This window comes from Vreelandella venusta (assembly GCF_015689495.1).
Taxonomy (GTDB): Bacteria; Pseudomonadota; Gammaproteobacteria; order Pseudomonadales; family Halomonadaceae; genus Vreelandella; species Vreelandella venusta.
In genome coordinates this window covers 3,884,682-3,902,366 of record NZ_CP065135.1, presented here as the reverse complement: position 1 = coordinate 3,902,366, position 17,685 = coordinate 3,884,682, and the positions used below count along the sequence as shown (strand labels likewise).

Annotated in this window: 15 protein-coding genes; 12 read left to right on the top strand and 3 right to left on the bottom strand. The window is 53.9% G+C overall.

Annotated elements, in window-relative coordinates; translation table 11 throughout:
* The first annotated feature begins 17 nt into the window (after positions 1 to 17).
* The 3 genes from IR195_RS18120 (at position 18) to IR195_RS18110 (ending at position 3,004) form a co-directional block, all read left to right on the top strand.
* The gene (locus IR195_RS18120) at positions 18 to 1,007 is read left to right on the top strand and encodes a TRAP transporter substrate-binding protein (RefSeq protein ID WP_146944439.1); all 990 of its coding nucleotides are present in this window, start codon (positions 18 to 20) and stop codon (positions 1,005 to 1,007) included.
* A gap of 105 nt (positions 1,008 to 1,112) precedes the next feature.
* Positions 1,113 to 1,676 carry a TRAP transporter small permease gene (locus IR195_RS18115; RefSeq protein ID WP_125752142.1) on the top strand — a complete coding sequence of 188 codons (564 nt, stop codon included), beginning with the start codon at positions 1,113 to 1,115 and terminating at the stop codon, positions 1,674 to 1,676.
* A gap of 23 nt (positions 1,677 to 1,699) precedes the next feature.
* Positions 1,700 to 3,004, top strand: coding sequence for a TRAP transporter large permease (locus IR195_RS18110; protein WP_125752139.1), 1,305 nt, complete (start codon positions 1,700 to 1,702; stop codon positions 3,002 to 3,004).
* Positions 3,005 to 3,018: 14 nt separating this feature from the next.
* Here the strand turns inward: IR195_RS18110 and IR195_RS18105 are convergent, their stop codons facing one another.
* Positions 3,019 to 4,551: a GGDEF domain-containing protein gene (locus IR195_RS18105; protein ID WP_125752136.1), complete on the bottom strand. Its 1,533-nt coding sequence runs from the start codon at positions 4,549 to 4,551 to the stop codon at positions 3,019 to 3,021.
* Positions 4,552 to 4,769: 218 nt separating this feature from the next.
* Here IR195_RS18105 and IR195_RS18100 point away from each other — a divergent pair, with 218 nt between their 5' ends.
* The 9 genes from IR195_RS18100 (at position 4,770) to IR195_RS18060 (ending at position 15,965) form a co-directional block, all read left to right on the top strand.
* Positions 4,770 to 7,469 (top strand): bifunctional diguanylate cyclase/phosphodiesterase, encoded by a 2,700-nt coding sequence (locus IR195_RS18100; protein ID WP_206048246.1) that lies wholly within the window; start codon positions 4,770 to 4,772, stop codon positions 7,467 to 7,469.
* Positions 7,470 to 7,586: 117 nt separating this feature from the next.
* Entirely contained in the window at positions 7,587 to 8,315 is a 729-nt protein-coding gene (locus IR195_RS18095) for an HAD family hydrolase (RefSeq protein WP_125752130.1), read from the top strand.
* The gene (locus IR195_RS18090) at positions 8,308 to 9,018 is read left to right on the top strand and encodes a UTRA domain-containing protein (RefSeq protein ID WP_206048245.1); all 711 of its coding nucleotides are present in this window, start codon (positions 8,308 to 8,310) and stop codon (positions 9,016 to 9,018) included. Before IR195_RS18095 ends, IR195_RS18090 begins: the two co-directional genes overlap by 8 nt.
* A 140-nt stretch (positions 9,019 to 9,158) precedes the next feature.
* Positions 9,159 to 10,208, top strand: coding sequence for a putative 2-aminoethylphosphonate ABC transporter substrate-binding protein (locus tag IR195_RS18085; RefSeq protein WP_125752124.1), 1,050 nt, complete (start codon positions 9,159 to 9,161; stop codon positions 10,206 to 10,208).
* Positions 10,209 to 10,251: 43 nt separating this feature from the next.
* Positions 10,252 to 11,376: a putative 2-aminoethylphosphonate ABC transporter ATP-binding protein gene (locus tag IR195_RS18080; protein WP_206048244.1), complete on the top strand. Its 1,125-nt coding sequence runs from the start codon at positions 10,252 to 10,254 to the stop codon at positions 11,374 to 11,376.
* On the top strand, positions 11,373 to 13,067 hold the full coding sequence (locus IR195_RS18075; protein WP_146944427.1) for a putative 2-aminoethylphosphonate ABC transporter permease subunit: 1,695 nt from the start codon (positions 11,373 to 11,375) through the stop codon (positions 13,065 to 13,067). Before IR195_RS18080 ends, IR195_RS18075 begins: the two co-directional genes overlap by 4 nt.
* A gap of 53 nt (positions 13,068 to 13,120) precedes the next feature.
* On the top strand, positions 13,121 to 14,257 hold the full coding sequence (locus IR195_RS18070) for a 2-aminoethylphosphonate--pyruvate transaminase (protein WP_206048243.1): 1,137 nt from the start codon (positions 13,121 to 13,123) through the stop codon (positions 14,255 to 14,257).
* Positions 14,257 to 15,075: a phosphonoacetaldehyde hydrolase gene (phnX, locus tag IR195_RS18065; RefSeq protein ID WP_125752112.1), complete on the top strand. Its 819-nt coding sequence runs from the start codon at positions 14,257 to 14,259 to the stop codon at positions 15,073 to 15,075. The genes IR195_RS18070 and phnX overlap by 1 nt, the downstream gene beginning before the upstream one ends.
* Positions 15,072 to 15,965 (top strand): EamA family transporter, encoded by an 894-nt coding sequence (locus IR195_RS18060; RefSeq protein WP_206048242.1) that lies wholly within the window; start codon positions 15,072 to 15,074, stop codon positions 15,963 to 15,965. Before phnX ends, IR195_RS18060 begins: the two co-directional genes overlap by 4 nt.
* 7 nt (positions 15,966 to 15,972) lie before the next feature.
* Here the strand turns inward: IR195_RS18060 and IR195_RS18055 are convergent, their stop codons facing one another.
* A complete protein-coding gene (locus IR195_RS18055) occupies positions 15,973 to 16,716 on the bottom strand; it encodes a sulfite exporter TauE/SafE family protein (protein ID WP_206048241.1) in 744 nt (247 codons plus the stop codon).
* 101 nt (positions 16,717 to 16,817) lie between these two features.
* Complete coding sequence (iolB, locus tag IR195_RS18050; RefSeq protein WP_206048240.1) at positions 16,818 to 17,621, bottom strand: 5-deoxy-glucuronate isomerase; 804 nt, start codon at positions 17,619 to 17,621, stop codon at positions 16,818 to 16,820.
* Positions 17,622 to 17,685 lie beyond the last annotated feature (64 nt).

The following is a 17,685-nucleotide window of genomic DNA, read 5'->3' as shown; positions in this document are numbered from 1 at the left end:
AATAAGAGGACGTCCCCATGCATAAACGTATAACAACGCCGTTACTATTAGTGACCGCTTGCAGCCTTGCCGCTGCGGCAACCGCCCAGGCGGCTGAATGGACCATGGCAACGCCTTATGGTGATGCAAGTTTCCATACTCAAAACAATAAACAGTTTGCAGAAGATGTGGCTGAGGCCACAAACGGCGAGTTAACTATTACGGTGCACAGCGGTGGTTCGCTGGTCTCTCATGGTGAAATTAAACCGTCGGTGCGCCGCGGTACAATTGATGCTGGCGAAGTATTCCTCTCGATTCTTTCAAATGATGACCCTATTTTCGAAGTGGATACGCTGCCGGGGGTAGCCGGTAGCTATGAAGATGCCTATGCCTTGTGGGAAGCCACTAAGCCGATGATTACTGAGCTATTTGCCTATGAAGGAATGGTGCCTTTGTATGCTGTTGCTTGGCCAGCCCAGGGCATTTACACCTCTGCGCCGTTAACGGATCCCGGCCAGTTCGACGGCTTGCGGGTGCGTGCGCCGAATATTAATACCCAGCGCTTCGTCGATAATTTAGGTGGCAGCCCGACAGAAACCGAAGAGTCCGATATTCCTACCGCTTTTAGCACCGGACGTGTGGATGCCATGATTACGTCCAGTTCTACCGGTAACTCCATGGCAGCCTGGGACTATGTAACCGATTACACCGATGCCAACTTGTGGCTGCCTAAGAACATTGTGTTCATGAGTCAGCGCAGCTTTGATCGTTTAGATGAAGCTACCCAAGAGGCGTTGATGGAAGCCGCAGCTCGTGCCGAGGAGCGTGGCTGGCAAATGAGCCGCGAGAATAATGAAGCTAGTCTGGAAGCACTGAAAGAAAATGGTATTTCGGTTTCTGAGCCTAACGAAGCGGTTTCTACTGCCCTGCAAGCGGCAGGGGATGAGCTATTTGCCGACTGGGAATCCCGTGCTGACGATGACGCAAAACAAGCCTTAGAGAGCTATCGCGAACAGCGCGGTAACTAAGTCTTAATGGCTAGTTTTAAGCGCTAGCTTTAATCACTAATGCTGGCTTTAAGGGCGGTTTTTTGTACCGCCCTTACCACCCACGCGCTCAATGAGACTGCGAACATGATGTTTAAATTCGACAAACTCTACCGCCTCGGGGCTTGGGGTGCTGCCGCGTGTATGGTGGCTATTTGTACACTTATTGCACTGCAGGTTACGTTTCGGTTAGTAGATGCGTTGCTTGTTTTGGTTGGCCTTAGCCGGCTCGGCGTGAGCATCACCGGCGTTTCTGAGATGGCGTCTTATCTGTTAGTTGGGGCAACGTTTCTTGGGCTTGCCTACACCTTTGTTCACCATGCGCATATTCGGGTGACGCTGCTGATCTCGCGCCTACCTTCTGCTATACGCGTCTGGTTTGAGGTGTTTGGGCTGCTCATTGCGGTAGTAATTAGCCTGTTGCTGGCCTATGGCTTGATTGGGCTGGCAAGAGAAAGCTTTCAATATAACGATGTGTCGTCGGGCTTTTTATCGATTCCCTTGTGGATACCGCAATTGGTATTGGTTGTTGGGGTAGGGCTCTTAGCATTGGCTCTTCTGGAAGCCTTATGGATAGCGCTGCGGATTGCTATCCACGACCCTGCGAGCTTCCGTGAAGCAACTGCTATCGACGATAACGAAGCGCATTAAGACGCTACCCAGGAGACACCCCCGTGTTATTACTTAGTTTGGCTACCATCATGACTCTTGTGGTGCTGTTGGGCAGTGGCGTCTGGATTGCCTTTGCTCTGATTGGCACTGCTTGGATTGCGCTTCAGTTTTTTAGTCCCTTCGACCCCGGCCCTATTCTTGCCTCGGATTTTTGGGGAGCAAGCTATGGTTGGGATTTAACGGCACTGCCGATGTTTATCTGGATGGGTGAGATACTGTTTCGCTCAGGTCTTGCCGACAATATGTTTCGTGGCTTGTCGCCCTGGTTAAATCGCTTGCCGGGACGTTTGCTTCACACCAATATCATTGGCAGCGGCATGTTTGCCGCCGTATGCGGCTCCTCCGCGGCGACCTGTGCAACGGTGGGGAAAATGACCCTGCCGGAACTCGAGCGACGCGGCTACGACAGCAACATGGCGATTGGTACATTGGCCAGCGCTTCAACGCTAGGCTTGCTGATTCCGCCTTCCATCGTACTGATTGTTTATGGCGTCGTGACTGAGCAGTCCATTACTCGGCTATTTATGGCAGGTATTGGGCCAGGGCTGATGATCTTAGCCATGTTTATGACTTATCTGGTGCTGTGGGCACTGTTGAAAGGTAACAGAAACGGGTTAACCGGTGCTGATGAGTCGGGCATGAGCTTTGTTGAGAAGCTGCGCAATACCTGGTCGCTGGTGCCAATCCTGCTACTTATCGGTGGCATTATCGTATCGATTTATGGCGGCCTAGCATCACCAACAGAAGCCGCTGCGGTAGGCGTTGTACTGTCGATGGTTATTGCGCATTTTAATGGCCACTTTAATCGAGAAATTTTTACCAGCTCGTTATTTGCCGCCGTACGTACCGCATGCATGATCGCTTTTATTATTGCTGGCGCGTCATTTTTAACCTCTGCGATGGGCTTTACTCAGGTGCCAATGCAGTTAGCTCGGGCGATTGGTGAAATGGGGCTGTCCCCCACGATGCTGCTGGTGGCCTTAACGGTGCTGCTGTTGATCATGGGCTGTTTTTTGGATGGCATTTCACTGATTCTGCTAGTCACGGCCATTATTATGCCAGTGGTTAGCGCCGCTGGATTCGATCTGATCTGGTTTGGTATCTATCTGGTGATTGTGGTTGAAATGTCGCAAATTACTCCGCCAGTGGGTTTTAACCTGTTTGTCATTCAAGGACTTACCGGGAAAGATATTGTCACCATCACGAAAGCCACACTGCCATTCTTCCTACTGATGCTTTTGGCGATTGCTTTTATGCATCTCTTCCCTGAAATCGCCTTGTACCTTCCCCAGGCAATGAACAGGTAGTCGACGACTACCCGTTAATCTTGGCCATGAATGGAGATTCCCCGGCGGCCAGAGCGTTTGATGGCATACATGCTCTGGTCGGCGGCATCTATTAGCTCCCGCTCATTACTGAAATTACCATCGCTTAAACACGCAATGCCCATCGAAGCGGTGATATATAGTGCTGTCTGGTCGATTTTCAGCATAGGTTGCTCGTTTAAATGCTGCGCGATACGTTCGGCTAACTGTCTCGCGGTTTGAGCCGTCTCATCGGGTAAGATAATTAAAAACTCTTCACCGCCGTAGCGCCCAGCCAAGTCGCCTGAGCGAGTTAATGACGCTAGTGTTTTACCAAAGCGCTCGAGAATTAAGTCGCCTGCCTGGTGGCCATACTGGTCGTTAAGCACTTTGAAATGATCTAAATCGATAAACACCACTGACAGTGTGCGACCTTGCTCACTGCAAAGCGCAAAACGTTCTTGGAGCTGCTGCTCTAGCCACGCACGGTTAGCCAGTTGAGTGAGTGGGTCAATACGACTGCGTGCTTCTAATGCAGAATTATGCAGCTGTAGAGTGTCCAGCTGCTGTTGCTGACCATCTAATCGTGCGGAGAGCGTCAAAGAGTGCTGATAGAGCAACTGCTGTGCGTCCGTCAGCAGGGCATGACTATCCACAGGCGCGGGTACGGTGAGATCTAGAATATCTGTTAATAAATCAATTTGTTCTGACAAGTGATGGAAAAGCGCCTCAATGACATTGGTGGGCAGTGTTTCTGTGACTGCTAACTGCCTAAGTAACATTGCTAAGGTGGTGGTTGGCTCAGGGCTGAGCCATGCATCGGCGATTGGGCCGGATAAGCGTAGGCAGAGTGTTGTCATGTCATCGGTTAAAAAGCCGTCATGGCTTTGGCCAATAGCATGCACGATTGAGGACGGTAGCCCCCATTTGGCGGCTAACCAAGCGCCAATCAGTGCATGGTCACTGCCAAAGTGGCGGCGCTCAGCGTTGATTAACTGTGTGTGAGACATTTTGCGTTCAGCGTATAGTGCCTCTGCCTCATCTGGGTAGGTGGAGAGGATCGCCAAAATGCCGATATCTTGCAGTAGGGCAAGCGTGAATGTGCTGCCAACCTGTGTGGGGCAGAGTTGGTGCGCCAGCTTGCTTGCTACCACGGCGGCAACAATAGCGCGTCGCCATGTTTGTAGAGCCGCATTCTCTGTGGGTGGCCAGGGGAACAGAGTGAAGCTCAATACGGTGGCGAGCGTTGCGTCTAATCCCAGTCGCTGGGTGGCTTCCAAACTGGTTTGTGCAGGATGAGCTGAACGTAGGTAGTGCACGCTATTCGCTGCCGCAATAAGGCGCGCCGTTAACCCAGGGTCGCGTTCAATAACGCGCGCATAGTCACTCAGAGAGGCCTGAGGGGAGCGTGCGATTTCAAGCGCTTGTATGGCAATAGCAGGAAGCGAAGGCAGATTGGCCGAGCGTAATAATGCATTACCAAGGAAGCTGGGAAGCTCGCTAGTCAGTGAAGTGTAAAGTGTTTCGTCTACCGCTGAACGGCTCGTCATATTATCCCTCAACGTGCTGTCCAGCATAGCGAGCAGCCACTAAGTTATGTACTAGGTAATCAATTCTAGCGTCTGCGTGTGTTAGCAGGATCATAGATAGGCATGGTAAATCAGTAAAATAACTGTTTATGCTGTAGCCCGCTGCATTTTATTGCAATAGCTTATTACAACAGTGCACTGTAAGCAGCTGCTTTACGATGACAAAGGTGAGTGCGCCAATGCACACCAGAAACGAAGCGTCGGAGATTTTCCGTCAGTTGGCGGAAGGTTTAGGGCGTAGCGGAAGACCTGACTTTTATACGACGCTTGTCGAGCAACTGGCTCAACTACTAGGGGTCGATCATGCGTTGATTGCGGTGGTCACCGAGCCGCATATGGCCACAACGTTGGCCGTTTGGTCAAATAACGATCATCAGGAAAATATTGCTTATCCTCTCTCTGGAACGCCTTGTGAAACGGTTGTAGGTAGAGAGCCTTGCTTGTATGCCTGCGATGTTCAGGCGCGCTTTCCTAAAGACGAGCTGCTCAGCGAACTGGGTGCAGAGAGTTACATGGGGTTGCCTCTTTTTTCACCTGATGGCTCGGCCATTGGTATCTTGGCGGTGTTAAGCAATAAACCGATGCAGCTCGACGGGCTTGAAAACGAAATCTTGCGCATTGTGGCTGCTCAAGCAGGGGCAGAACTTGGCCGCTGCCAAGCCGAGCAGGCGCTTCGTCAAAGTGAAGAGTTGGCCCGGGAGAGTGAGCGGCGTTTAAACACATTGCTTAATCACCTTCCTGGCATGGCCTACCGTTGCCTAAATGATCAACACTGGACGATGCAGCTGGTCAGCCAAGGGGCTGAGGCGCTCACGGGCTATCATCCGGATGAACTGCAAAATAACCGAGGCATCAGTTTTGTCTCCCTCATACACGAAGCCGATCAAGACCGCCTTCATCTGGCTGTAAAACAGGCAATCCAGCAGCGTCAGCCATACCGTGTGGTGTACCGATTGCGCCATCGGGACGGCAGTTACCGCTGGATGTGGGAGCAAGGGCAAGCCGTTATCAATGATGATGGGCAGGTGGCCTACCTCGAGGGCTTTATCTCAGATGTGACCGATCAACATGAATCACAGCGCGTGCAGGACGCGGTGGTACAAGTAGCCTCTACAGTTACCTCACGCGTAGGAGACGATTATTTTCACCAGTTGATCGTCACGTTAGTTACGTTATTAGAAGCAGATGCCGGGTTTATCGCGTTACTGGATCAGCCCGTTCCGCGGCCTTTGGGAACATCTAATAAGATAAACACGCTGCGGCCCGCAACTGCAGCTCATACCGTTAGTTTAGTCGCTAATGGCCAGTTAATAGATAACCAAACGTTTATGCTGCAGGGAACGCCTGCTGAACGGGTGGTCTTTGAAGTCGAGAGCGTTGTGCAAAACGGTCATGCGTTTACGCTGCCGGGAACCTCGTTCAGTACCCAGGCGTGGATAGGCCGTCGCTTGGACAATGCTAAGGGCGATGCTATTGGGGTGATGATGGTGTTTTATCAAACACCACTAAACACGAATGCGTTTGCAACTTCCGTGCTGAAAATTCTCTCTACGGGTGCGGCCGGTGAGCTTGAACGTCGCCGTGATCATCGTCACATGCAACGTCTGGCTTACACAGACAATACAACAGGATTGCCTAATCGTGCGTGCTTTATTGAGCTATTGACTAGCATGGGAAAAGAGGTCGCTAGTCAGGGTGACTCCCTTTCACTGCTGCTGCTGGATATCCGACGCTTTAAAGAGGTAAATGATTTACATGGCCACGAGGTAGGAGATCAGTTACTCGCGACCGTGGCCGAACGCTTGCGGCAAGCCAACCGATATCAAAACGCTGTCGCGCGACTTTCCAGTGATGAATTTACCGTGCTGTTACCCAGCATTGGGGATGTTCGCCTTCAAGAAGTGGTGTTTCAGTTATGCGAAATTATCAAACGCCCTATTCAACTGGGACATCGTATTTTTAATCTCGATGTCAGTATTGGAATTGCTAGCTATCCAAGCGATGTAGCGGAGGTCGATGAGCTGTTTAATGCAGCCAGTATCGCGCTCCATCACGCAAAACGCCGTGAGAATAGCGTATGCCCCTATACACAAGCGATGCGTCAGACGCTGGAGCGTCGACAATGGATGACTGAGCGCCTGCATCAAGCCATTACTGAGCGACGCTTACAGCTTTATTTTCAACCGCAGTTCAGCCTTACGAGCAAAACATTAACGGGGGCTGAAGCGCTGTGCCGCTGGTTTGATCCTGAGTGGGGCTGGGTAAGCCCTAGCGAGTTTATTGCTCTGGCGGAAGAGCGTGGCTTGATCCGCAGCCTGGGAGACTGGGTGCTAGAAGAAGCAGCGCGTCAGTTAAGTGTTTGGCAGGTCGGCAATACGCCACTGCCAGGTAGGCTCTCGATCAATATTTCAGCTCAACAGTTTGCCGACCCCCAGCTAACCGCACACGTGGCTAAGCTAACTACCTGTGTACCTCCGAGCACCATTGCACTTGAACTGACTGAAAGTGATTTTATGCGTGACCCTGACCAGGCGGTCACTATTACTCAGGCGATGCGTCAAGCTGGCTACGCGCTGTTTATTGATGACTTTGGTACGGGTTACTCATCGCTCTCGTATTTACGGCGCTTTGCTGCGGACGCGTTAAAAATCGACATTTCGTTTGTGCGAGACATGCTCGATAACCACCATGATCGGGCGATTGTGCAAACCATTATCGCCATGGCTAACACGCTTGATATGAAGACCCTTGCAGAAGGCGTTGAAAATCTTGCCCAGGCTGATTTGCTCGCCAAAATGGGCTGCAGCGAAGCTCAGGGATACTGGTTTGGTCGCCCACTACCCGCCGATGAGTTTGCTGCAATGTGGTTAACCCCTTAAGCCATTTTATGGGTAAAAGAGGAGAGCAATTTCTATTCTCATCAATGGCGTCATCGTCCTGTCATCATCGTTGGCATACCCTACGCGCCGCCGAACTCGCGAAAAAAGGAGTGCCACATGCGCCTCGCTCTGTTTGATCTTGATGACACCCTCCTGGATGGAGACTGCAGCGACCGCTGGAATTTATGGATGATTGAGCAAGGGTGGATCAGTGATGCCGAGACCTTTATCGCCCGTGCCGAACAGATGCAGCAGGCTTACCACGCCGGTAAGTTAAAGCTAGAAGAGTACTTGGCAATGACCTTGGCACCGTTGCGGGGTCGCCGGGTAATCGATGTACAAAAAGAAGTTGAGCGCTTTGTCGCTACCCATTTACAGCCGCGTATTTTTGATCAAGCCTGGCGCTGCTTGGATGCACACCGTCAGTCAGGCGATATCCTAATCCTCATTTCTGCGTCATCGCATCACCTGGTCGCGCCGATTGCGACAATGTTGGGGATTGAGCATGTGCTGGCGGTAGAGCTAAGTATTGAACAAGCGGCAAGCGGGGCAAGTTACACCGGCCATAGCAAAGGCGTGCTCTCTTACCGTGGGGGGAAAGTAGTGCGTTTTCAGCAGTGGTTAACCGAGCAAAAAATTACCCCCAGCCATACAACGTTCTACTCAGATTCCCGCAACGATATCCCGCTGCTGCAGTATGTCGATTGCCCCGTGGCCGTTAATCCTGATCCCGTGCTGGCGGAGGTGGCTAGTGTAGAAGGGTGGCAGCGCTTAGACTGGCGGATGGCAGCGTCGACAGGCGCTTCATCGGTCAATGATTTGTCAGGAAAATCGGCGCATGCCTGATGCCTACTACTTACAGTTAACGGAACAGCTTCGTTATTTAATTACCCAGCATGCCACGCAGTGGGAAGGTAGGTTGCCCGCTGAGCGCGCCTTGGCTGAGCGCTTCTCTACGACTCGGGTGACGCTGCGCCAAGCCTTAGCGCAACTGGAGGGGGAAGGGCTCATCCATCGCAGCAATCGGCGTGGTTGGTTCATTTCACCCGCCCGGCTGGTGTATGACCCCACCCGGGATGCAGGCTTTAATGATTACGTGAGCGCTCAGGGAAGGCAACCACGCACGGCGGTTCTAAAGCTGGAAACCCGCTCACATCTGACGGCTGCCCGTGCCTTGGGGCTGCCCGATGATCAGCCGTTTCATCATATTCGCCGTCGTCGCTACGTGGATGATCGCGCTGTGCTGGTGGAGTCGCTTTGGGTGGTGCCAGAGCGTGCGCCAGAGCTGCTAGACATCTACAGCGGGCAATCACTCTGGGGGTTGTTAAGAGGGCGATGGGGACATCACTTGGCCAATCGCTCGATCCGCATGGTGTCCGAAGCGCTGTCGCCATTAGATGCAGAAGAATTACTCGTTACCCCAGGCGCGGCAGGGCTCAACATTTGCCGTGCCATTTTTGATGACCAACAGCGCCCCATCGAATATGACGAAGAGCACTGGTTGCACGATTCGTTATGCATCCGTGTTGAGCTGTCGGGTCAGCAGTAGCCTAGCAAAGACAAGGGCGCTCACGAGTTCCCATCCATACGCGTACATAACAACTTAAAGAATTGGTCAAACAAGCGTCATCGCACTGTCATTTAACGACGGCAAACTCCTGGTCTATACCAAAACGCTGGGAGCCTACCATGTCAAAACTTCGCTGTTTGTTCCAACCGACTCAGACTGCAGCTGCTCTGCTTGCAACGGCTGCTGTTGCCTTCACTACTGCGGCTAGCGCCACTGAGCTAACGGTGTACACCGCCGTTGAGTCAGATGACCTGCAAAAATATGCCGAACGCTTCAATGCCGCCCATCCCGAGATCACCATTAACTGGGTGCGAGACTCTACGGGGGTGATTACTGCGCGCTTGCTGGCGGAGAAAGATAATCCTCAGGCAGACGTCGTCTGGGGCTTAGCTGCCACCAGTCTGTTGGTACTTGAAGAGGAGGGCATGTTGGAACGCTATGCGCCCGCTGGCGTTGAAAATCTTGATCCAAAATTTATTGATGCCGCTTACCGGGATGGTGAAGACCCTGCGTGGGTAGGCATGGATGCCTGGGTCGCGGCCATTTGCTACAACACCATTGAAGGCGAGCGTCAGGGCGTGCCGATGCCGACTTCCTGGGAAGACCTGACCCAGCCTGAGTTTGAGGGGCATGTGATCATGCCTAACCCCAACTCTTCCGGTACCGGTTATCTGGATGTAGCCAGCTGGTTGCAGCTATGGGGCGAAGATCAGGGCTGGGATTACATGGACCGCCTGCATAACAATATTTCCCGTTACACCCACTCTGGCTCTGCTCCTTGTAGCCTAGCGGCCACCGGTGAGGCGGTAGTTGGCGTATCGTTTGCCTTCCGCGGCGCACGGTTAAAATCCCAAGGCGCACCGATTGAAGTGATCTTCCCGCAAGAGGGGCTTGGCTGGGATATGGAAGCTGCCGCCATCGTTGCGGGTACCGCCAAACAAGAAGCTGCACAAACGCTAATGGATTGGGCCGTTTCCCGCGAGGCTAACGAGCTCTATAACGAAGGTTACGCCGTGGTGGCTTACCCCGGTGTGGCACAGCCGATTGAAAACTATCCCGCTGACATTGGCGATCGCATGATTGATGCCGACTTCCAGTGGGCCGCGGTTAACCGCGAACGTGTGCTAGCAGAGTGGCAGCGCCGCTTCGACGGCAAAACCGAACAGTAAGCACGAACAGCTGCCCCGGCCAAGGCTGGGGCTTGGAGATGTTATGCAGACCACACTGACATCGCCGCTGACAGCTCACTCGGCGGCGAAAACCCTCTCACCTTCCGCGCACCTAAGCATAGATGGTGTCACCAAGCGCTTCGGTAGCTTTACCGCGCTGGACAACATTGCGCTACAGATTCAGGAAGGCGAATTTGTATGTTTTTTAGGGCCTTCAGGTTGTGGCAAAACAACCCTGTTGCGCACTATTGCGGGCTTAGCTCAGCAAACAGCAGGTAGCTTAATTCAGCGCGGCAAGGATATTTCCACGCTGCCCCCGCAGGCGCGGGATTTTGGCATCGTGTTCCAATCCTATGCATTGTTTCCCAACCTGACGGTGTTCGACAACGTTGCCTACGGGTTATGCAACCGTCGCAGTGATCGAACGGCGATTGCTGCCCGCGTGGCGGAGTTACTTGCGCTGGTTGATCTTAGCGGTAGCGAGTATAAATATCCTGCCGCACTTTCTGGTGGGCAGCAGCAGCGGGTTGCGTTGGCGCGGGCGCTGGCTACCGAGCCTGGCCTGTTACTGCTCGATGAACCGCTCTCAGCGCTGGATGCGAGAGTACGCGGCCATTTGCGGCATCAGATCAAAGCGCTACAGGCGCGTCTTGGCGTGACCACCATTATGGTGACCCACGATCAAGAAGAAGCACTCACCATGGCGGATCGTATCGTAGTGATGAACCACGGGGTGATCGAGCAAGTGGGCACGCCTGCCGAGATCTATCACCAGCCCGCCAGCGCTTTTGTAGCGTCATTTATTGGCACCATGAACTTTCTAGAGGTGACCGCTCAGGCGAATAACCACGCGTTGCTAGGCACTACTTTATGCCCTTGCTTGCCGCACGCCTATACACAAGGCCAAGCCGCTCAACTGGCCATTCGCCCCGAAGCAGTCGCGCTTAGTGCTAGTGCCGGCGAGCTGAGCGGTGATGTCATGGGTATTGAGTTTTTAGGTGCATTCCAGCGGGTATCACTGCGCCTTAACAATACCGAACAATGGTTGCTGGCTGATGTGCCCAGCCGTGATAGCGCCACATTAGGATTACAGCTAGGGCAAACCTTAGGTGTCCATTTGCCAGCCGATGCAGCTCGTTTATATCCGGCAGGGAGCAACCAGTCATGAAGGCGAATACATTTTCAGCGACGGCAGCAGCGCCTTCGTTGGAAGCATTGATACGCCTGATCGTGCTGCTAGCGGCTGTGGCGCTGTTAGTGTTCGGCCTGCTGTTTCCGCTATTTGCAATGTTGGTGAAAAGCCTGCAAGACCGCAGCGGCGACTTTATTGGGCTGGCGAACTTTGTGCAGTATTTTCAAACGCCAGCACTGGTCAATTCGATCGCCAATTCATTGCGCGTTGCGCTCACCACGACGGTGGTCGTCGTAGGGCTCGCCTTTTTATGCGCCTACGGCATTACCCGTACCTGCATGCCGGGCAAACGGCTGTTTCGAATGTTGGCAATTTTGCCCATTTTGGCACCCTCGTTGCTACCCGCCATTAGCTTGGTTTATCTGTTTGGTAACCAGGGGTTTTTGAGCGACGTGCTGGCAGGTCATTCGATTTATGGGTCGATTGGCATTGTGATGGGGATGAGTTTCTGGATTTTTCCCCATGCGCTAATGCTGCTAACCACTGCATTGACCAATAGCGATGCACGCCTCTATGAAGCAGCAGAAGCACTAGGAACGCCGAAGTGGCGTACGTTTTTGACGATTACGCTGCCCGGGGTGCGTTACGGGCTGATTTCATGCCTGTTCGTGGTCTTTACGCTGGCGATTACCGACTTTGGTGTGCCGAAAATTATTGGCGGCCAATTCAGTGTGCTCGCCACCGATGTGTATCGCCAAGTGGTGGGGCAGCAGAACTTCCAAATGGGCGCGGTGGTTAGCGTTATGCTACTGATGCCTGCAGTGCTATCGTTCATCGTCGACCGCTGGATACAGAAACGCCAAGTGGCTCAGCTTTCGGCTCGGGCAGTACCCTGGCAGCCAACGCCTAGCCCGCTGCGAGACTGGACGTTTGCGCTACTGTGCTATTCCGTTGCGGGCATTATTCTGCTGGTCATTGGTACCGCGGTGTATGCCTCGCTCATACAGTTTTGGCCCTATAACCTGTCGTTCACGCTGCAGCATTACACCTTTCAGGGCTTAGCCGGCGGTGGTTGGGGAGCGTGGTTCAATTCCCTAAAACTGGCCTTTAGTGTCGCGTTAGTGGGTACGCTGGTGATTTTCTTCAATGCGTGGCTGATTGAAAAGAGCGAAGGCTATCGCCCGCTGCGCCAGGGCCTACATTTTATGGCCATGCTACCCATGGCGGTGCCGGGTATGGTGCTGGGTTTGGCTTATATCTTCTTTTTCAACCAGGCAGGTAACCCCCTTAACTGGCTTTACGGCACCATGGCGATTCTAGTGCTCAATACGCTAGTGCACTTCTATACGGTGTGTCATCTCACCTCTGTCACCGCGCTGAAACAGCTCGATCCAGAATTTGAAGCCGTGGGGGCCTCGTTAAAAGTACCGTTCTGGACCACGTTTAGCCGTGTGACATTGCCGGTATCGTTGCCCGCCGTGCTGGATATTTCTGTCTACCTGTTCGTCAATGCGATGACGACAGTATCTGCGGTCGTGTTCCTCTATAACAGTGATACGCGGCTTGCTTCAGTGGCGGTGCTGCATCTGGACGAGGCGGGCTATTTTGCTAGCGCTGCGGCCATGGCTGTGCTGATTTTCCTGACCTCGCTGGTGGTTAAACTGCTCCACACGGCGCTTACTCACGTTCTCTTAAACAACGCTCAGCGTTGGCGTCAGGCGGGCTAAACAGCTCGCTACGCCAATGGCTAATATGTGCTTAAAAACTGGTATAGACCAAAATGATGAATCATTCACAAGCGCCTTACCTCTTAACCCCAGGGCCACTCACCACCTCCCACGCGACCAAAGCAGCCATGTTGCGGGACTGGGGCTCCTGGGATGACGACTTTAATCGCGTCACTGCCGATGTGCGTGCGCAACTGCTTGCCATGGCCGAGGCGGCAAGTGATGTCTATGCCTGCGTGCCGATGCAAGGCAGCGGCACGTTCGCCGTTGAAAGTGCGCTGGCCTGCGCAACCGACCCCAACGGCAAGGTGTTGGTGTTAATGAACGGCGCTTACGGCAAGCGGGCTGCTCAACTGCTCGATATGATGGGCCGCCGTTATGTGACGCTGGACAAAGGTGATTACCTACCACCGCAACCCGACGAAGTAGCGGCGCTGCTACAGCAAGATGCTGACATTACCGCTGTATTTCTAGTTCACTGTGAAACCAGCTCCGGCATTTTGAACCCGCTGGAAGCCATCGCTGAGGTGGTGCGCGATCATGGAAAAACGCTGATCGTTGACGCCATGAGCTCGTTTGGAGGCGTACCGATTAGCCTGGCAAAAACGCCTATTGATGTGCTGATTTCATCGGCCAATAAGTGCATCGAAGGCGTACCGGGCTTTGGTTTTGTGATCATTCGCCAGACGCTACTTGCTGCTGGTAAGGGGCGTGCCCACTCGCTAAGCCTGGATTTACACGCTCAGTGGGACTACATGGAACGCACCGGCCAGTGGCGCTTTACTCCGCCCACGCACACGGTGGTGGCCTTTCAAGCGGCGCTTGCCCAGCACCGGGAAGAGGGCGGCGTGGCGGGGCGCTGCGCCCGTTATACCCATAACCGTGATGCGCTGGTAAAAGGCATGCGGGCGTTAGGCTTCAGCACGCTTTTAGAAGATGAGTGGCTATCGCCGATCATCACCACCTTTTTGAGCCCTAGCGTCCCTGCGTTTGAATTTAAGACGTTCTATGCAGCGCTGAAGACGCGCGGTTTTTTGATCTATCCGGGCAAGTTAACTGACGTCGACAGCTTTCGCATCGGCTGCATCGGCCAATTGGATACGGCAGTGGTTGAGCAGCTACTCAGCGTTATTCAAGACGCTCTAACGGATATGAATGTTTCTCTCTTCACTGAATCAAGGAGTGCCTGATGCACTATCAATCTCCTCAATGCCTGCAGGCGGTGATTTGTGACTGGGCGGGTACGCTGGTCGATTTTGGCTCCTTCGCACCGACCCAGATATTTGTCGAAGCCTTTGCCGAACTGGGTGTGGCGATCAGCCTAGAAGAAGCACGCGGCCCGATGGGCATGGGCAAATGGGATCATATCCACACGCTGTGCAATCAGCCTGAGATAGCCGAGCGCTTTCTCCAAGCAGTCGGCCACCTGCCGACTGATACCGATGTGACGGCACTTTATGAACGCTTTATGCCGCTGCAGATCGCCAAAATTGCCGATCACTCGGCGGTGATTCCTGGGGCGCTGGATACGCTCACTTGGTTGCGAGAGCAGGGGCTAAAGATCGGTTCGTGCTCCGGCTATCCGGCCGTGGTGATGGAAAAGGTGGTGGCGCTAGCCGCCGATAATGGCCTGAAGGTGGATCATGTAGTGGCCACCGATGAGGTACCCAACGGTCGCCCACACCCCGCCCAGGCGCTGGCCAATGTCATTGCGTTAGGCATCAGTGATGTTGCTGCTTGTATTAAGGTTGACGACACCACCCCAGGCATACTTGAAGGGCGCTGTGCAGGAATGTGGACGGTCGCACTCACTTGCTCAGGCAACGCCTTGGGGCTGAGTTATGATCAGTATCAAGCGCTAAGCGATCGCGAGCGGCATGCCGCCCACGAGCGAGTAGCCGCACAGTTTGCTCCCTCAAAACCGCACTACAGTATTGCCACTATCGCCGAGCTGCCAAGCGTTGTAGATGACATAAATGCCCGTTTACAGCGAGGAGAACGGCCTTGAGCCCAGCCGCACTGGCATTAGTACTGTTTTCGGTGTGTATGCATGCTGGGTGGAACGTGCTGGGTAAGCGCAATGCGCCGTCGCTGGCATTTTTTACCTTGGCATACGGGGCAGGCGGCGTGTTGTTGCTACCGCTGGTGTGGCTTGGGCCATCATTAGCGGCGCTACCCAATGCATTTTGGGGATGGCTGGCGCTTTCAGGGCTGTGCCAAATGCTCTATATGGGTGGCTTAGCCTGGGCTTATGCGCGTGGGGAAGTCAGTGTTCTCTATCCCATTGCTCGGGCGCTGCCAGTGGTACTTGTGCCGCTCGTATCCATTGCACTGCTCGGCAACCGCACGCTGGATGTAGCCGATGGCATTGGCATGGCTTTGGTGGTGGCGGGGGCGCTGTGCCTGCCGCTAAGCCACCCCGAGGCGCGTAGGCTATCGACCTATTTAACACCAGCCATGGGGTTTGCACTGCTGGCAGCCGCAGGCACGGTGGGCTATTCGCTGATAGATAAGCAGGCACTGGTGTTAATGCAGCTAGCCGGTCATAGCAGCTTGACCGCCGGCGCGGTGTTTATGGCGTTACAAGCAGTGATGACCTTAACCTGGGCTATCCCACTGCTGATGCTGCTACCCACGGAGCGTCGTCGGTTGCCCGCCATCCGCCGGCAAGGGCTAGTGATGCTGGTCGTCACAGGTTTAATGATGACCTGCACGTATGGTTTGGTACTCATGGCCCTGGCGCTAACCGACGAAGTGAGTTACGTGGTGGCGCTACGCCAACTCTCCATTCCGGTGGGGGTATTAATGGGTGTGTTGTGGCTAAAAGAGCCTGCATCGACGGCAAAAGCCGCTGGTACACTGATCATGTTGAGTGGGCTGCTGCTGGTGGCACTTTAAGCTCGTGCTAGCTGACCGCTTGCCAGATTAGGTTGATTCCCACCAGGAACATGGCCAGGATCACGAGGCGGTAAAATAGCGCTTCGTTGACGCGGCTTTGCAGCCACAGCCCGTTGCGCACGCCGATCCAAGCGACGGGTACCAACAGCAACGACGCCCAGGCGCTGGTGACATTGATTTCACCCAGCCACATATACGGCGCTAGCTTGATCGCGTTGACTACGGCAAAGGTCACCGCGCAAGTGGCAATAAAGCTCTCTTTCGATAGTTTGCGCGGCAGGAGATAAACGTTTAGCGGCGGCGCGCCCGCATGGGCCATAAAGCTAGTAAAGCCGCAGACACTTGCCGCTGGCAATGCCCAACGGGTGGAGATCGGTTGCTTGGCCACGGGCTTAAGTAGCATATAAGCGGCGAACAGCAAGGTGATAACGCCGAGGGTCAGACGTAAGCCCTGTTCACTCAAGCTGCCAAACAGCAGCGTGCCCACCGTCACGCCGATAAACAGGCCCGGTACAAAGCGCCAGACCTCAGCGGCGTCCTGCTTGCCCCACCATGCCTTCACCGCAAAAACATCCATCACCAGCAGTAGCGGTAGCAGCAGGCCTGCCGCTTGGGTGGGGCTGATCGCCAGCGCCATGAGTGGCACCGAGAGCGTGCCGAAGCCACCCGCGAAACCGCCTTTGGAGACGCCGGTCAGATAAACGGAAAATACAATTAACACCCAAGCGATGGTGGAGTAATCGGGAAGCATAGGGCCTCTATGGTTAAAGGTAATGCACAAAAAAGCCCCGAATCAGCGGGGCCAGTTAGCATAGCATTAGATAAATGTTAGCAGGCAAATTGTGCAGCCTGTTAGGCTTTCATTAACCACTCATGGTCGGGGTCGTTGTGAAATTTCCACGCCCGCTTGGGCCCCGCCATGACATTTAAGTAGTAGAGCGAGTAGCCATGAGAAGCGCCCACCGGGTGGTAGCCCTTGGGGACCAACACGCAGCAACCGTTCTCTACTGCCATGGTTTCATCAAGGCTTCGGTCATCGGTGTAAACGCGCTGAAAGGCGAACCCTTGTTCAGGGTTAATGCGGTGGTAGTAGGTCTCTTCCAGGTAGGATTCGTGGGGTAAGTTATCCACATCGTGTTTGTGAGGTGGGTAGCTCGACCAGTTACCCGCGGGTGTGAATACTTCAACCACTAGTAGGCTATCGGCAAGCTCGGTTTCCGGCAGAATATCGTGAACATGGCGGGTATTAGTGCCTTGGCCTCGGGTGCTCTGTTTGATGTTGTCGGGGGAAATCAGCCTTGGGATGTGGTTGCCATGTCCAGGAGCAGCGCACACCGCTAGCTCTAAATCCGTGGCCGCTTCCACCGCATAGCTAACATGGTCAGGCAGATAAACCGCGTAGGGAGGGATCTGCTCAAAGATATCCATGCGCTTGCCGATGTCTTCAAAGCGGTGCTCGCCGCAGGTCACTGTGGCCCGCCCGGTGAGCAGCACCAGGCAGACTTCCTGGTTATCGCTGCTGGCCTCCAGGCGCTGGCCCTTGGCGAGTTTATGCACCCGAAAGCCAACGTACGTCCAGCCAGCAGATTCAGGAGTAACGTCAATTACGGTGCCTTGAGCATCTGGGGCGGTGGGGCGTACCAGTAGTGAAGCCATATATCGCTCCTTCTGATGGCTAGCTGCTTGGTTGACAGCTAGTCGTTGTCGATATGAAAGGTCT

What these genes read in the sequence shown, in the direction of transcription:
- IR195_RS18120 (WP_146944439.1), top strand. Translation starts at nt 18, where the DNA reads ATGCATAAACGTATAACAACGCCGTTACTATTAGTGACCGCTTGCAGC.
- IR195_RS18115 (WP_125752142.1), top strand. Translation starts at nt 1,113, where the DNA reads ATGATGTTTAAATTCGACAAACTCTACCGCCTCGGGGCTTGGGGTGCT.
- IR195_RS18105 (WP_125752136.1), bottom strand. Translation starts at nt 4,551, where the DNA reads ATGACGAGCCGTTCAGCGGTAGACGAAACACTTTACACTTCACTGACT.
- IR195_RS18100 (WP_206048246.1), top strand. Translation starts at nt 4,770, where the DNA reads ATGCACACCAGAAACGAAGCGTCGGAGATTTTCCGTCAGTTGGCGGAA.
- IR195_RS18095 (WP_125752130.1), top strand. Translation starts at nt 7,587, where the DNA reads ATGCGCCTCGCTCTGTTTGATCTTGATGACACCCTCCTGGATGGAGAC.
- IR195_RS18090 (WP_206048245.1), top strand. Translation starts at nt 8,308, where the DNA reads ATGCCTGATGCCTACTACTTACAGTTAACGGAACAGCTTCGTTATTTA.
- IR195_RS18085 (WP_125752124.1), top strand. Translation starts at nt 9,159, where the DNA reads ATGTCAAAACTTCGCTGTTTGTTCCAACCGACTCAGACTGCAGCTGCT.
- IR195_RS18080 (WP_206048244.1), top strand. Translation starts at nt 10,252, where the DNA reads ATGCAGACCACACTGACATCGCCGCTGACAGCTCACTCGGCGGCGAAA.
- IR195_RS18075 (WP_146944427.1), top strand. Translation starts at nt 11,373, where the DNA reads ATGAAGGCGAATACATTTTCAGCGACGGCAGCAGCGCCTTCGTTGGAA.
- IR195_RS18070 (WP_206048243.1), top strand. Translation starts at nt 13,121, where the DNA reads ATGATGAATCATTCACAAGCGCCTTACCTCTTAACCCCAGGGCCACTC.
- phnX (WP_125752112.1), top strand. Translation starts at nt 14,257, where the DNA reads ATGCACTATCAATCTCCTCAATGCCTGCAGGCGGTGATTTGTGACTGG.
- IR195_RS18055 (WP_206048241.1), bottom strand. Translation starts at nt 16,716, where the DNA reads ATGCTTCCCGATTACTCCACCATCGCTTGGGTGTTAATTGTATTTTCC.
- iolB (WP_206048240.1), bottom strand. Translation starts at nt 17,621, where the DNA reads ATGGCTTCACTACTGGTACGCCCCACCGCCCCAGATGCTCAAGGCACC.